The organism is Streptomyces sp. NPDC016640 (assembly GCF_043076215.1).
Classification (GTDB): Bacteria; Actinomycetota; Actinomycetes; order Streptomycetales; family Streptomycetaceae; genus Streptomyces.
Genome location: NZ_JBIBRG010000001.1, coordinates 490,484 through 504,709 on the forward strand (window position 1 = coordinate 490,484; position 14,226 = coordinate 504,709).

The 14,226-nt window shown below is 73.4% G+C and carries 15 protein-coding genes and 1 pseudogene; 10 read left to right on the forward strand and 6 right to left on the reverse strand.

Annotated elements, in window-relative coordinates; all coding sequences use genetic code 11:
• Nucleotides 1-44 precede the first annotated feature (44 nt).
• The gene (locus ACF07S_RS02290) at nt 45-383 is read right to left on the reverse strand and encodes a hypothetical protein (protein WP_391961625.1); all 339 of its coding nucleotides are present in this window, start codon (nt 381-383) and stop codon (nt 45-47) included.
• A gap of 52 nt (nt 384-435) precedes the next feature.
• Here ACF07S_RS02290 and ACF07S_RS02295 point away from each other — a divergent pair, with 52 nt between their 5' ends.
• On the forward strand, nt 436-1,152 hold the full coding sequence (locus tag ACF07S_RS02295; RefSeq protein ID WP_391973235.1) for a uridine kinase: 717 nt from the start codon (nt 436-438) through the stop codon (nt 1,150-1,152).
• Nucleotides 1,153-1,408: 256 nt separating this feature from the next.
• Here ACF07S_RS02295 and ACF07S_RS02300 read toward each other — a convergent pair whose 3' ends face one another.
• Nucleotides 1,409-2,161 carry a SigE family RNA polymerase sigma factor gene (locus tag ACF07S_RS02300; protein WP_391961627.1) on the reverse strand — a complete coding sequence of 251 codons (753 nt, stop codon included), beginning with the start codon at nt 2,159-2,161 and terminating at the stop codon, nt 1,409-1,411.
• A 243-nt stretch (nt 2,162-2,404) separates the two neighbouring features.
• On the opposite strand from ACF07S_RS02300, the gene afsQ1 reads away from it, so the two are divergent.
• The 5 genes from afsQ1 to ACF07S_RS02325 all read left to right on the forward strand — a co-directional run bounded on the left by afsQ1 (nt 2,405) and on the right by ACF07S_RS02325 (nt 6,386).
• Nucleotides 2,405-3,082 carry a two-component system response regulator AfsQ1 gene (gene afsQ1, locus ACF07S_RS02305; protein WP_006133375.1) on the forward strand — a complete coding sequence of 226 codons (678 nt, stop codon included), beginning with the start codon at nt 2,405-2,407 and terminating at the stop codon, nt 3,080-3,082.
• A complete protein-coding gene (locus ACF07S_RS02310) occupies nt 3,079-4,686 on the forward strand; it encodes an ATP-binding protein (protein WP_391973236.1) in 1,608 nt (535 codons plus the stop codon). The genes afsQ1 and ACF07S_RS02310 overlap by 4 nt, the downstream gene beginning before the upstream one ends.
• A complete protein-coding gene (locus ACF07S_RS02315) occupies nt 4,686-5,324 on the forward strand; it encodes a hypothetical protein (RefSeq protein WP_391961629.1) in 639 nt (212 codons plus the stop codon). Before ACF07S_RS02310 ends, ACF07S_RS02315 begins: the two co-directional genes overlap by 1 nt.
• Nucleotides 5,325-5,544: 220 nt before the next feature.
• Nucleotides 5,545-6,126, forward strand: a complete 582-nt coding sequence (locus tag ACF07S_RS02320) for a VanZ family protein (RefSeq protein WP_391961630.1) — start codon at nt 5,545-5,547, stop codon at nt 6,124-6,126.
• A 59-nt stretch (nt 6,127-6,185) separates the two neighbouring features.
• The gene (locus tag ACF07S_RS02325; RefSeq protein ID WP_391961631.1) at nt 6,186-6,386 is read left to right on the forward strand and encodes a PspC domain-containing protein; all 201 of its coding nucleotides are present in this window, start codon (nt 6,186-6,188) and stop codon (nt 6,384-6,386) included.
• 135 nt (nt 6,387-6,521) lie between these two features.
• Here ACF07S_RS02325 and ACF07S_RS02330 read toward each other — a convergent pair whose 3' ends face one another.
• Together ACF07S_RS02330 and ACF07S_RS02335 are read right to left on the reverse strand one after the other, a co-directional pair.
• The gene (locus ACF07S_RS02330; protein ID WP_391961632.1) at nt 6,522-6,869 is read right to left on the reverse strand and encodes an ATP-binding protein; all 348 of its coding nucleotides are present in this window, start codon (nt 6,867-6,869) and stop codon (nt 6,522-6,524) included.
• A 139-nt stretch (nt 6,870-7,008) separates the two neighbouring features.
• The gene (locus tag ACF07S_RS02335) at nt 7,009-8,166 is read right to left on the reverse strand and encodes an adenosine deaminase (protein WP_391961633.1); all 1,158 of its coding nucleotides are present in this window, start codon (nt 8,164-8,166) and stop codon (nt 7,009-7,011) included.
• A gap of 113 nt (nt 8,167-8,279) precedes the next feature.
• Here ACF07S_RS02335 and ACF07S_RS02340 point away from each other — a divergent pair, with 113 nt between their 5' ends.
• The gene (locus tag ACF07S_RS02340) at nt 8,280-9,041 is read left to right on the forward strand and encodes an alpha/beta hydrolase (RefSeq protein ID WP_391961634.1); all 762 of its coding nucleotides are present in this window, start codon (nt 8,280-8,282) and stop codon (nt 9,039-9,041) included.
• Between the two features lie 111 nt (nt 9,042-9,152).
• Here the strand turns inward: ACF07S_RS02340 and ACF07S_RS02345 are convergent, their stop codons facing one another.
• Entirely contained in the window at nt 9,153-10,115 is a 963-nt protein-coding gene (locus ACF07S_RS02345; RefSeq protein WP_391973237.1) for a LysR family transcriptional regulator, read from the reverse strand.
• 63 nt (nt 10,116-10,178) lie between these two features.
• Between ACF07S_RS02345 and ACF07S_RS02350 the strand changes: the two genes are divergently transcribed.
• Together ACF07S_RS02350 and ACF07S_RS02355 are read left to right on the forward strand one after the other, a co-directional pair.
• Nucleotides 10,179-11,459: an MFS transporter gene (locus ACF07S_RS02350; RefSeq protein ID WP_391961636.1), complete on the forward strand. Its 1,281-nt coding sequence runs from the start codon at nt 10,179-10,181 to the stop codon at nt 11,457-11,459.
• A gap of 397 nt (nt 11,460-11,856) precedes the next feature.
• The gene (locus tag ACF07S_RS02355; RefSeq protein ID WP_391973238.1) at nt 11,857-12,894 is read left to right on the forward strand and encodes a sigma-70 family RNA polymerase sigma factor; all 1,038 of its coding nucleotides are present in this window, start codon (nt 11,857-11,859) and stop codon (nt 12,892-12,894) included.
• A gap of 21 nt (nt 12,895-12,915) precedes the next feature.
• On the opposite strand, the pseudogene ACF07S_RS02360 reads toward ACF07S_RS02355, so the two are convergent.
• Nucleotides 12,916-13,164, reverse strand: a pseudogene (locus ACF07S_RS02360) (hypothetical protein); the annotation flags it as partial.
• A gap of 140 nt (nt 13,165-13,304) precedes the next feature.
• On the opposite strand from ACF07S_RS02360, the gene ACF07S_RS02365 reads away from it, so the two are divergent.
• Entirely contained in the window at nt 13,305-14,225 is a 921-nt protein-coding gene (locus ACF07S_RS02365) for an AEC family transporter (protein WP_391973239.1), read from the forward strand.
• The last annotated feature ends 1 nt before the right edge of the window (nt 14,226 follow it).

Consider the following 14,226-nt stretch of genomic DNA (forward strand, 5'->3'; position numbering starts at 1 on the left):
CCACCGTCCGGGAGGGGTACGGCGCTCCGCCGTCGCCGTGCGGGTCAGCCGCGCAGCAGGTCCGTCGCCTCGCCGGCCCCCGGGACGCCGCCCACCGACGGCGCCTGGGCGACCGGTCCGGTCACCGCCCGGGAGTCCACCGGCCGGAAGTCGGCCACCTGTGTGCGGACGCCGTTGTCGAGCGGGTCCACTCCCGTGCCGGCGAGCGGATTGGGCTTGAGGTCCGCGACCGTGCCCACGACCTGACCGGCGCCCCCGGCGGGCGGCCCGGAGTCCGCGGCCGCCGCCGTGGTCGCGCCGGCTCCGAGCGCCGCTCCGGCGGTCGCGAGGACGGCCAGGGCGCGCCGCACGGCCGGCGTCCTGGGTGCGTTGTGTCGGGCCATCGCTGTGCCACCTGTCGCCTTCACTGGGTAATCGGTTCGACGCGCAGAGTAGTTGAGAGGTGACGTGCGCTCCAAAGCCGCACCGCGGGTCGTACACCGGCCGGAGGATGCCTCACACTGGTGTCCCGTGAGTTCCCAGTCCCCCATATCCGCGCGGGTCGTGCTGCTCTGCGGCCCCTCCGGCTCCGGCAAGTCCCTCCTCGCGGCCCGCTCCGGCCTCCCGGTGCTGCGCCTCGACGACTTCTACAAGGAGGGCGACGACCCCACCCTGCCGCTGGTGGCCGGCACCTCCGACATCGACTGGGACCACCCCGGCTCCTGGGACGCGAGCGCCGCCGTCGCCGCGATCGACCGGCTGTGCCGCACACGCCGTACCCGGGTCCCCGTCTACGACATCTCGCTCAGCGCGCGCACCGGCGAGGAGACCGTCGACATCGGCGGGACCCCGCTGTTCATCGCCGAGGGCATCTTCGCCGCGGAGATCGTCGCGCGCTGCCGGGAGCTGGGCCTGCTGGCGGACGCGCTGTGCCTGAACCGGGGGTCGGTGCGGACCTTCCGCCGGCGGTTCCTGCGGGACCTCAGGGAGGGCCGCAAGTCGGTGCCGTTCCTGCTGCGCCGCGGCTGGCGGCTGATGCGGCGGGAGCGGTCGATCATCGCCCGGCAGACGGCGCTGGGCGCGTACGCCTGCGACCGGGACGAGGCGCTGGGCCGGCTCGCGTCGGCCGCGGTCGCCGGGCGGGCCGCGACGGGTTCGGGGACGCCGGTGTAGCGGTGGCGTTCCGCGCCGGCGCGCATACGAAAGGCGGGACCGGACGGGCCCCCCGGCCCTCCAGTCCCGCTGTCCGCACTCCCCCGTGGTCCCCGTACCCCTGCGGTCCCCCCGGATCCGCAGAGGTCCCCCGTGGACCCCCTCGTGCTTCCCCCTCCGGTCCCCGCCGGTCACGGTGACGTCCCCCGACGCCCCCGCGGGTCCCCCGGGCCCCCGGGCCCCCGATCCCCCCGGGTCCCCGATTCCCCCCGAACCTTCAGGCGACCAGTTCGCCGAAGGCGTTCTCCTCGTCACGGCCGAAGCTGAGGACCTCGTCCTCGCGCAGCCGGCGGAGCGACCGCCAGATGCTGGACTTCACCGTGCCGACACTGATGCCGAGGATGTCCGCGATCTCCGGGTCCGTGCGGCCCTCGTAGTAGCGCAGGACCAGCATGGTGCGCTGGAGTTCGGGCAGCCGGGCCAGCGCCTGCCACAGGACCGCGCGCAGTTCGGTGCCGCGCATCGCGTCCGTGTCACCGGCCGTCTCCGGCAGTTCCTCGGTCGGGTACTCGTTCAGCTTGCGGCGGCGCCACGCGCTGATGTGCAGGTTGGTCATGGTGCGGCGGAGGTAGCCGCCGACCGCCGCCTTGTCGCTGATCCGGTCCCACGCCCGGTAGGTCGAGAACAGCGCGCTCTGCAGCAGGTCCTCGGCCTCGAAGCGGTCACCGGTCAGGTGGTAGGCGGTGGCGTACAGGGAGGCGCGGCGCTCCTGGACGTAGGCCGTGAACGCCGCTTCGGCGTCCGCCGCCCGCGCCGGGGAACGGCGCTCCCCCGGGTCCTCCCCGTACGCGTTTCCCCCGTTCGTCCCCCCCGTGGGCGCGTCGACCACCGTCATGATCGCGGTGTGCTGACGCCCGGTGCCGCGAGCGCACCCCCGCCCGCTCACCGCACCGGACTTCTCGGAACCCCGGTGCACGTCGTGCAGACGCGTGATCACTGCGCTGGTGCTGATGCCGTGCAGCGTGTTCATCTCGCGCCCCCCGTCGTGGACTTCCGGTGTTCGGTCCTGCTGCTGTGCTCGTGCCGAACAGCTTGCCGGGGTGACTTCATCGCCGTGTCCGCCGACTGTCACGGAGCTGTCACAGGGGACGGGCACCCCGGGGGCACAGATCCTTCACAGCCGTCGGTGCACGTAGCGCCACGTATGCGGGCCCAATGGGCATCTGTCGCCCACGGGTCGAACGGGGAGCCCTCCATGGGCCAGAATGAGCCCGTGCCTTCCCTGTTGCTGATCGAGGACGACGACGCCATCCGGACGGCCCTGGAGCTCTCGCTGACGCGCCAGGGCCACCGGGTGGCGACCGCTGCCAGTGGTGAGGACGGTCTGAAACTGCTGCGTGAGCAGCGGCCGGATCTGATCGTGCTGGACGTGATGCTGCCCGGCATCGACGGATTCGAGGTGTGCCGGCGCATCCGGCGCACGGACCAGTTGCCGATCATCCTGCTGACCGCGCGCAGCGACGACATCGACGTCGTGGTCGGTCTGGAGTCCGGCGCCGACGACTACGTGGTCAAGCCGGTGCAGGGCCGGGTGCTCGACGCCCGGATCCGGGCCGTGCTGCGTCGCGGGGAGCGGGAGTCCAGTGACTCGGCGACCTTCGGCAGCCTGGTCATCGACCGTGCGGCGATGACGGTGACGAAGAACGGCGAGGACCTCCAGCTGACGCCGACCGAGCTGCGGCTGCTGCTGGAGCTGAGCCGGCGGCCGGGCCAGGCGCTGTCCCGGCAGCAGTTGCTGCGGCTGGTGTGGGAGCACGACTACCTGGGCGACTCGCGTCTGGTGGACGCCTGTGTGCAGCGGCTGCGCGCCAAGGTCGAGGACGTGCCGTCGTCCCCGACGCTGATCCGTACCGTGCGCGGCGTCGGCTACCGGCTGGATCCGCCTCAGTGACACGGGAACACCGGGGGGAGGCCCGCGGCTGGTCCGCGGCGCGCAGGGGAGTCCGGTCACGGCTGCGGTTCACCAGCCTGCGGCTGCGGCTGGTCGTGGTGTTCGGACTGGTCGCGCTCACCGCCGCGGTGTCCGCGTCGGGCATCGCGTACTGGCTGAACCGCGAGTCCGTGCTGACCCGCGCGCAGGACGCGGTGCTGCGCGACTTCGAGCAGGAGATGCAGAACCGGGCCGGGGCGCTTCCCGAGCACCCGACGCAGGACGAGCTGCAGCGTACGGCGGGCCGGATGGCCAACAGCGGCCAGGGCTTCAGCGTGCTGCTGGTCGCCGACGACGCGGACGGACGGACGGTGTACGGCAGTTCGGGCGGGCTGAGCGGCTTCTCGCTGCGGGACGTGCCGGTCTCGCTGCGCGAGGCGGTGACCGAGCGGCAGAGGATCACGTCGAACAACAGGTACCCGCACCATCTGTACTGGCAGCGGATCGCGGACGGTGACGCCCCCTACCTGGTGGCGGGGACGCGGGTGATCGGCGGCGGGCCGACGGGCTACATGCTGAAGTCGCTGGAGCCGGAGGCCAAGGACCTCAACTCGCTGGCCTGGTCGCTGGGGATCGCCACCGGGCTCGCGCTGATAGGTTCCGCGCTGCTCGCGCACGCCGCCGCCACGACGGTGCTGAAGCCGGTGCAGCGGCTCGGGGCGGCCGCCCGGCGGCTCGGCGAGGGCAAGCTGGACACCCGGCTCAGGGTGTCGGGCACCGATGAACTGGCGGATCTGTCACGGACGTTCAACAAGGCGGCCGAGGCGCTGGAGAAGCGGGTGGCGGACATGGCCGCGCGCGACGAGGCCTCCCGCCGGTTCGTGGCGGACATGAGCCATGAGCTGCGTACCCCGCTGACCGCGATCACGGCGGTGACCGAGGTCCTGGAGGAGGAGCTGGAGTTCGAGGGCGGCGGCATCGATCCGATGATCGAGCCCGCCGTGCGGCTGGTGGTCAGCGAGACCCGGCGGCTGAACGACCTGGTCGAGAACCTGATGGAGGTCACCCGCTTCGACGCGGGCACCGCCCGGCTGGTCCTCGACGACGTCGACGTCGTCGACCAGATCACCGCCTGCATCGACGCGCGCGCCTGGCTGGACGCGGTCGACCTGGACGCCGAGCGCGGCATCCACGCCCGGATCGATCCGCGCCGGCTGGACGTGATCCTGGCCAACCTCATCGGCAACGCGCTCAAGCACGGCGGTTCGCCGGTGCGGGTGGCGGTGCGGGAGGAGGCCGCGGACGGGGACGGGGGCGCGGGGAAGGGAGGCACGGTGGTCATCGAGGTGCGGGACCACGGGCCGGGCATCCCCGAGGAGGTCCTGCCGCATGTCTTCGACCGCTTCTACAAGGCCAGCGCCTCCCGGCCGCGTTCGGAGGGCAGCGGCCTGGGCCTGTCCATCGCGCTGGAGAACGCCCACATCCACGGCGGTGAGATCACCGCGGCCAACTCCCCGGAGGGCGGCGCCGTGTTCACCCTGCGGCTGCCGCGGGACGTGTCCGCGCAGAGTCCCGCGGAGGAGACCGGGGACGCCGGGGACGAGGGCGCCGAGGGGGACGCCTGATGAACACGGGACGCGGGAGCGTGGGCCGGGGGGCCGGGCGGCGGACGGCGTTGCTGACGGCCGTCGGCGTGCTCGGCGGTCTGCTCGCCGGCTGCGGGATCCGGGCCACGGAGGTGCCGACCGACTTCGGTCCGGCGCCCTCGCGGGTGCGCTGTTCGCCGGCCGAGCCCGAGGTGTCCACGCAGGCCGGGCGGGGACTGCCGGTACGGGTGTTCCTGCTGTGCGGATCGTCGCTGGTGGCCCTCGACCGGACCGTACGGCTGCCGGACGGGACGGCGGACTCGCGGCGCGTGGTGGTGGCGCAGGGACTGCTGGACGAGTTGTCCCGGCAGCCGTCGGCGGCCGAGCAGGAGGCCGGGTACACCACGCGCGTGCCGGGTGGGACGAGTGTGAGCGGTCCGCGGCCCGGCGATCCGGAGGACACGCTGCGGCTGAGCACCGCGCCGGGCGGCCTCGCCTCCTCGGGCCTCGCGCAGATCGTGTGCACCTTCTCCGACTCGGCGGCGGCCGAGGGTGACGGCTCGGTGATCCTGGGCGGCCCCGACGACGGCCGGCCGCGCCGCTACGAGTGCACGGACGAGGTCCGCTCCCGCCCGGACGACGGGGAGCCGCCGTCCTCGGAGACCACCGGGAACTGAGCCGCACGGCGGTCCCGCGGGACGGGCACGCGCCGTGGGCACGCGGGGTGGGCACGCGGGGTGACCCGCACGGTGGGCACGCGGGGTGGCCCGCGCCGTGAGCGTGCGAGGGGGCCCGCGGGGCCGGCCCGCGCGGGGCGCCGTACTGTGGCGCATGCCTCATCCGCCGAACGGGTGACGTCCCGGAACCGATCGCGGGGGACGCCGCGTCTTGGGGGGCGTGCAGCGTCAAGGCTTCATCGTCGGCACCGCCGCGATCCGTATCCGTGTGACAGGAGGTCTCCTCCTGGCCGCGTATCTCGCGTTGGTCGCCTGGTTCACGCTGCGCCCGCTGGACGTCCCCTGGGTGATGCCCGCCAATCTGCGGCCCTTCGACGGCATCCGGGCCGGTTTCGCGCTGGGCTGGGTGGAAGGTCTGCGCCGGGTCGGCGAAGGGCTGGCGCTGCTCGCGCCGCTGGGTGTGCTGCTGCCGTTGGCCGGGGGCCGGCTGGTCGTCTCGCGGCTGGGTTCGCTGATCCGCACCATGGCCGCGACCGCCCTGGTGTCGCTGGCGGTCGAGATGCTGCAGACCGCGGTGCCGGGGCAGGTCGTGGACGTGGACTCGCTGCTCCTGAACACCGTGGGCGCGGGGCTCGCGCATGCCGCCATGGTGCCCGCGGGCCGCACCCGGCTGTGCCGCCGGGCCGTGGCGGAGTCCGTCACCGCCGTCTTCCCCGAGGAGCCGGCTCAGGGTAGGACCCCGACGATTGCCAGGGTCGGGATCGCCCCGTGGAGCGACGCTCTGCCCCCTTCGTCTCCGTAGCGTGGAGTGCACGGAGGCAGCCGGTCAGGCAGCCTCGCACCGCTCACGAAGGAGCCGTCATGAGCCGCCTCGCCCGTCCCACCGACGACCGCATGATCGGCGGAGTGTGCGCCGCGCTGGCCCGGCGCTTCGGCACCTCCGCGACCACGATGCGGGTGATCTTCCTGGCCTCGTGCCTGCTTCCGGGCCCGCAGTTCCTGCTGTACCTGGCGCTGTGGGTCCTGTTGCCCTCGGAAAGCAAGGCGCGAACGGCCTGGTAGGCCCGCGCGGCACCGTCTCCCCGAGTACCGAGCGGGGGCCGTCTCCCCGCCGAGCGGAAGTCGTCCCCCCAGTACGCCGATGGGGCGCACCCCGAGTCCGGGTGCGCCCCATCGGCGGGTTTCCGCCGGGGTGGATCAGGCGCCAAGCGGGACACCGTTGACGGTGAGGCCCTGGGTGGGCAGTCCCTGCAGCGGCAGGCCGCCGAGAAGGCCGGCGCCCGGGACCTCGGGGGCCAGCTGCCCGGCGGCCGGCCGCGCGGTCGCCATGCCGGTGCCCGCCAGTTCCTGGCCCGCCGCCAGTGCCTGGCCGGAGCCCGGCAGCGCACCCGACAGCTTCTCCGCCGGGACGGCCCGGGTGACGGTGTCCAGCGCCGGGGCGGCCTCCGGGGCGGCCGGGGCCGCGTTGGCGGCGCCCGCGCCGGCGGCGGCGAAGGCGGCACCGAGCACGGCGACACCGAGGGTCTTGGCAGCAGACTGCTTCATGAAATACGTCCTCGAAATGGGATACGGGGATGTGAGCGGTGCCGTGACGGTAAACATCAGGCCCCCTCCGCCGCAAACCCCGAAATGCGGACGGTTTGTGAATACCGCCCGTGTTTCCGATTCCCCCGGACGCTCCCGATCAGTCCTCCGTCACCACAGAATCGCTGGTGGGGAAGGTCTGCCGGAACAGCCATTCGGATTTCAGCTCCGCATATCCGGGCTTGATGACGTCATTGATCATGGCCAGACGTTCATCGAAAGGAATGAACGCTGATTTCATCGCATTGACGGAGAACCACTGCATGTCGTCGAGCGTGTAACCGAATGCGTCGACAAGGTGCTCGAATTCCCGGCTCATACTGGTGTGGGACATCAGGCGGTTGTCCGTGTTCACGGTGACCCGGAAGTGCAGCCGGCGCAGCAGCCCGATGGGGTGCTCGGCGTACGAGGCGGCCGCGCCGGTCTGGAGGTTGGAGCTCGGGCACAGCTCCAGCGGGATGCGCTTGTCCCGTACGTAGGAGGCGAGCCGGCCGAGTTCGACCGTGCCGTCGTCGCGGACCCGGATGTCGTCGATGATGCGCACCCCGTGTCCGAGCCGGTCGGCGCCGCACCACTGCAGGGCCTGCCAGATGGACGGCAGCCCGAACGCCTCGCCGGCGTGGATGGTGAAGTGGTTGTTCTCCCGCTTCAGGTACTCGAAGGCGTCGAGGTGCCGGGTGGGCGGGTGGCCGGCCTCGGCGCCGGCGATGTCGAAGCCGACGACACCCAGGTCCCGGTAGCGGTTGGCGAGTTCGGCGATCTCCAGGGAGCGGGCGGCGTGCCGCATCGCGGTGAGCAGGGAGCCGACCCGGATGCGGTGGCCGTTCTCCCTCGCGCGCCGCTCCCCCCGGCGGAAGCCCTCGCCGACCGCCTCGACGACCTCCTCCAGGGTCAGTCCGCCGTCCAGGTGCTGCTCGGGGGCGTAGCGCACCTCGGCGTAGACGACACCGTCCTCGGCGAGGTCCTCGGCACACTCGGCGGCCACCCGGACCAGGGCCTCCCGGGTCTGCATGACCCCGACGGTGTGCGAGAACGTCTCCAGGTACCGCTCCAGGGAACCGGAGTCGGCGGCCTCCCCGAACCACAGGGCGAGCTTGCCGGGGTCGGTCTCGGGGAGGTGGGGGTATCCGTTCTCACGGGCCAGCTCGACGACGGTGCCGGGGCGCAGTCCGCCGTCGAGGTGGTCGTGCAGCAGGACCTTGGGCGCCCGGCGGATCCGGTCCGTGTCCGGGATGTTCGCATTGGCCTGGCTCGTCATTTCCGCACCCTAACTCCTACGCGCGTAGATCGCCCGGCGCGCCCTGTCGTCGATACGCAACGGTGACCCCGCGGACGGGTGGTGTACACCCGTGCTTCTGACACTGTTCTGTCATGGCACAGCAAGCGACGCCGGTTCGCAGGGCCCGGCTGGGAAGGGCTCTCGGCCCCGGGCCGACGGCGGTGAGCGGTGTGGTCCTGCTGCTCCCCGGGGGCGAGGAGGTCTCCGGCCGCAGACCGACCCCCGTGGTGGCGGCCGCCTCCGTACGCGGACTGGGACGCCGTCTCACCCGCGCGGCCCGGGAGCACAGTCTCGCCACCCATGTCGTCCACTACCGCTACCGGGGCTGGAACGGCAGCGAGGCACACCTCGCCCGCGACGCCGCGTGGGCCGCCGACGAGGCGGTACGGCGCTACGGGGACGTCCCCGTGTGCCTGGCCGGTCTCGGCATGGGCGGCAGGGCCGCACTGCGCGCCGGGGGCCACGAGGCCGTCAACTCCGTGCTGGCGCTGGCCCCCTGGCTGCCGGAGGAGGACGTGGCGGCGCCACCCGAACCGGTGAAACAGCTCACCGGGCGGCGCGTGCTGATCGTGCACGGCACGAACGACGCGCGGACCGATCCGGAGCTGTCGTTCCGGCTGGCGGCGCGGGCGAAGAAGGCGAACCGGGAGGTGTGCCGGTTCGAGGTCCACGGGGACGGGCACGGGCTGAACCAGTACCGGGACGAAGTGCTGGCGCTGGCCGAGGACTTCGTGATGGGGGCGCTGTTCGGGCGGGCGTTCTCGCGGCCGGTGCGGGATGCCCTGGCGGCGCCTCCGCCGTTGGGGCTGCGGATGCCGCTGGCGGCCGGGTTCGGCACGTCCCTGCGGCGGTGACGCCGGCGGGGCCGGACGCCCTGCCGCGACCACGGGCCGCCGGCGGCCCGCCGCGCGGTTCCCCGCGTCCCCGGGGGCGCTGCCCCCGGGCCGGGAGCGAGCCGGCCCTCCTCACGCCGGGAGCAGGGTGCCCCTCTTGGAGAGCAGGAACTTCTTGAAGGCTGCCACCGGGGGCGTGTCCGGGCGGCCGGCGAGCCAGGCGACACCGATCTCCCTGGCCGCCCTCGGGGCCGTGACGGTCAGTTCCACCACTCCGGGGCGGGGGAAGGCCGGCGGGGGCAGGAGGGCCACGCCCAGGCCGGCGGCGACCAGGCCGCGCAGGGTCTCGGCCTCCTCGCCCTCGAAGGCGATACGGGGTCTGAAACCGGCCTGTGCGCAGAGGTCGTCGGTGATGCGGCGCAGCCCGTAGCCGGGTTCCAGGGTCACGAAGGTCTCGTCGGCGGCCTCGGCCAGACGGATGCGGCGGCGGCCGGCGAGGCGGTGGTCGGCGGGGACGACCAGGCGCAGCTTCTGCTCGTCGAGCCGGCGGGCGACGAGGTCGGGGGCGTCCGGCACCGGGGAGGTCAGGCACAGGTCGAGTTCGCCCGCGCGGAGGCGTTCCAGCATGGCCTCGCCGTAGTTCTGCACGAGGCTGAAGCGGATGCGGGGGTGGTCGGCCCGGAAGGCGTGCAGCAGGCCGGGCACGGTCTCGGCGCCCATGGTGTGCAGGAAGCCGAAGGCGACCTTGCCGGTGGCGGGGTCGGCGTCGGCGCGGACCTCGTCGGCGGCGCGTTCGACCTCGGCGAGGGCGCGTTCGACGGAGGTGAGGAAGGTGCGGCCGGCGGGGGTGAGCGAGACCGTGCGGCCGTGCCGGGCGAAGAGGTCGACCCCCAGGTCCTGTTCGAGGCGGACCATGGCCCGGGACAGGGTGGACTGCGGGACCTGCATCTCCTGGGCGGCACGCGTGACGTGCTCGGTGCGGGCGACTCCGGCGAAGTAGGCGAGGCGGGGTGCCAGCAGCCGCGCCATGTCCGCCGTGTCGTGTGTGTCACCGGTCCGTGACAGGCGACTGTGTGACCTGTGCTCATGCGCCATGGGAACGATTATGGCAATTCCGTGCATTGGACGGATGAGCGGGGGCGTCCGTAGCTTCGAAGCATGACTCCCGCCAGTACCGGGGCGTCCACCAGCGTGGACGCCGTCGCATCCGTGTCCCCCGCCCCGTCCCCCGCCGGGACCCGGATGTCTCCCGGCGGTCCCGGTTACCGCCGGATGAGTCTCGCCCTGTTCCTCGCGGGCGTCGCGACCTTCGCGCTGCTGTACTCCACCCAGGCCCTGCTGCCGATGATCTCCGCCGATTTCGCGGTGAGCGCGGGCGACGCGAGCTGGACGGTGGCGGCGGCGACCGGTGCCCTGGCGGTGTTCGTGCTCCCGATGAGCGCGCTGTCGGAGCGCTACGGGCGGCGTGCGGTCATGACGGCGTCCCTGGCCGTCGCGGTGACCGTCGGGCTGCTGGTGCCCCTCGCCCCGTCGCTGGGCTGGCTGGTGGCGCTGCGGGCGCTCCAGGGCGCGGCCCTGGCCGGACTGCCCGCGTCGGCGACGGCGTACCTCGCGGAGGAGGTCACGCCCAAGGCGCTGGTGACCGCGATCGGGCTGTTCGTGGCCGGCAACAGCGTCGGCGGGATGAGCGGCCGGGTGATCACCGGCTGGGTGGCGCAGGAGTGGGGCTGGCGGGTCGCCGTCGGGGTGATCGGCGTGGTGGCGGTGGCGTGCGCGGTGGCCTTCCGGCTGCTGCTGCCGGCGCCGAAGCACTTCCGGCCGGGCTCGCTGCGGCCGCGCGTCCTGGCGCGCACCGTCCGCGACCACCTCGCCAACCCGCTGCTGCGGCGGCTGTACGCGATCGGCGCGCTGTTCATGACGGTGTTCGGCGGCGTCTACACGGTCATCGGTTACCGACTGACCGAGGCGCCGTTCTCGCTCCCCCAGGGCATCGTCGGCTCGATCTTCCTCGTCTACCTGGTGGGCACGGTCTCGGCGTCGGCGGCGGGACGGCTGGTGGGGCGGCTGGGCCGCCGGGGCGCGCTGTACGCGGCCGGCGGAACCACCGCGGCCGGTCTGCTGCTGTCCCTGGCGGGCTCCCTGCCGCTGGTCCTGCTGGGCCTGGTGCTGATCACCGGGGGCTTCTTCGCGGGGCACGCGGTGGCGTCCTCGGCGGTCGGCAGGACCGCCACCGAGGGACGCGCCCAGGCCTCCGCCCTCTACCAGTCCGCCTACTACGTCGGCTCCAGCGCGGGCAGCACGGCGGGCGCGCTCGCCTTCCACGCGAGCGGCTGGGCCGGGACGGTCGGCGTCGGCCTGGTGGCGGTGGCCGGCGTCGCGGCGATCACGCTGGCCGGCACCCGGGCGGCCCGGGTGGAGCGGCGCCTCGCGACCGCGTGAAACCGGCCGGTCCAGAGGCCCTGCCCCCTGGCTCCCCGCTCCTCGGACGCCGGGAGGGCTGAATCGAGCCCGTCCGGCGTCCGAGGACGAGGCCGGTGCCGAGGCCGGTACCAAGTCTGACACCGAGGCCGGGGCCGAAGGCCGAAGGCCGACAGGGGGGTCCGGGACGAAACGCTTGGGGACGGGACGGGGGCGGGGAAGGACGGCGGGGCGAGGGGCTTCCCGGTGGCACCACCACGGCCGGTGGTCCCGTGCGGCGCGGGGGCGACGGTGCCGAACACCACCCTGACCTGTGCTTTCGCGCGGCCGAGGGGCCGTTGTCAGTGGGCTGGGGTAGCTTCCGAAGTGCCGGGTGCGATGGCGCGCCCCGATAGACGCCACATGGGGTGGGTGGACGATGACGAACGGCACGGCGACAGACGGCACGGCGACGACCGACCTGGACGCCAGGCTGGAGGCGCACCGCGTCGAGCTGACCGGGTACTGCTACCGGATGCTCGGCTCCTCCTTCGAGGCGGAGGACGCGGTGCAGGACACGCTGGTCCGCGCCTGGCGCAGCTACGACAGGTTCGAGGGCCGCTCCAGTCTGCGCTCCTGGCTCTACCGCATCGCGACCAACGTCTGTCTGGACATGCTGACGGCGGGCAACAAGCGCGCCCGGCCGATGGACCTGACGGACTCCACCCCGCTGGCGCGGGCGGCCCTGTCGCCCCGCCCCGACAACACCTGGCTGGAGCCGATGCCCGATTCCCGGGTGCTGCCCACCCCCGCCGACCCGGCGGAGGCCGCGGTCGCCAAGGAGTCGGTGCGGCTCGCCTTCATGGCCGCCCTGCAGCAGTTGCCGGCCAAGCAGCGGGCGGTGCTGATCCTGCGCGAGGTGCTGGCCTGGAAGGCGAGCGAGGTGGCCGAGTTGCTGGGCACCTCGGTCGCGTCGGTCAACAGCGCGCTGCAGCGGGCCCGGGCGACCCTCGCCGAGCGGCGGCAGCCGGGCGCCGACGCGTCCGTCTCCGACCCGCTGGACGAGGGGCAGCAGAAGCTGCTCGAGCGCTATGTGGCGGCGTTCGAGGGCTACGACATGTCCGCGCTGACCGCGCTGCTGGCCGAGGACGCCATCATGACGATGCCGCCGTTCGACCTGTGGCTGACCGGCAGCGAGGACATCACGGGCTTCATGACGACGCTGGGGGCCCCGTGCGCGGGCTCGCGGCTGGTGCCGGTGGAGGTCAACGGCCTGCCGGGGTTCGCGCAGTACAAGCCCGACCCGGAGACCGGCGGTTTCGTCCCGTGGGCGGTGCAGGCACTGGAGATCTCAGACGACCGGATCACCGGGTTCCACTGCTTCCTGGACACCCAGCGGTGGTTCCCGCTGTTCGGGCTGCCCCTCCGTCTCGAAGCGGAGGCCGATGAGACCGAGCAGGGCGCACAGGGCAGGTGAGGGATCGCGCAGCCGGATCCGTCCCCCCGCCCGCCGTGCCGTGAGCTGGAGCCGCGCGAGCAGGTCCACGGCGGCGAGCCCGGGTGGGCCGAGGCCGCCGACGTCGCACACGACCACCCCGCCCGATCCGCCGCCACCGCTGTCCAGCAGGGCCCGCAGCGCGTCGCAGGGCCCGCTCACCTCGTCCCGGGTGAGGGGGCCGCTGATCACGAGTACGGGCGGTGTCTTGGCGTCCACGACCGGTAGACCGGCCAGGAACGCGTAACTCATCGCGGCGCCGGTGCGGGCCGGCCGGCGCCGCGAGGATCACATTGACCTGGGCGCGTCCTTCCCCGGAGGGTTGGCTGTATGCGCCACAGATCTTCCCCGCCCCCGGTGTCCGGTGCCCCTCGCCGCCGCGAGGAGCCGCTGTGCAGGGGGTGCTGAGCGGCTTCCTGGTGATCGCCGTCGTCATCGGCGTCGGCTACGTCATCGGCCGGCGGGGACATCTCGGCGCGCAGGGCCGCGAGGTCCTCACCGGACTGGCGTTCCACGTGGCGTCCCCGGCCCTGCTGTTCACCACGCTCGCCCGGGCCGACCTGTCGGTGGTCTTCTCCGGCCGGCTGCTGGTGACCGCGCTGAGCACGGCGGCGGTGGCCGGCGTCTTCGCGGCGGTGGGCGTGGCCCGCGGCTGGGGAGTGGGCCGCACCACCATCGGCGCCCTGTGCTCCAGCTACGTCAACTCCGGCAACCTGGGCATCCCGATCGCGGTGTACGTCCTCGGGGACGCCTCCCTCGTGGCCCCGGTGCTGCTGTTCCAGCTGGTCGGGGTGACGCCGGTCGCGTTGACGATCCTCGACCTGTCGGCGTCGGGCGAGAAGCAGCCGTTGTGGCGGCGGATCCTGACGCCGCTGCGCAATCCGATCGCGGTGGGGTCGCTGGCGGGGGTGGCGGTGTCGGCTACCGGCATCGGGATACCGGGGCCCGTCTGGGACCCGGTGACCCTGATCGGCAACATGGCCGTCCCCGCCGTGCTCCTCGCCTTCGGCATCTCGCTGCGGGGCAGCGAGATGCCCCTGCGGGGCGGCGAGCGGGGACCGGTGCTGCTCGCCGTGGCGCTGAAGGCGGTGGGGCAGCCGCTGGTCGCCTGGGCACTGGCGGTGGGCGTCTTCGACCTGCGCGGGACGCACCTGCTGGACGTGGTGGTGACGTCGGCGCTGCCGGCCGCGCAGAACCTCTTCACGTACGCGAGCAGCTACCGCGTCGGCGAGAAGCTGGCCCGCGAGGCGATCCTGGTGTCGACGGTGCTGTCGGTGCCCGTGCTGGTGGTGGTCGCGGCGTTGCTGGGGTGAC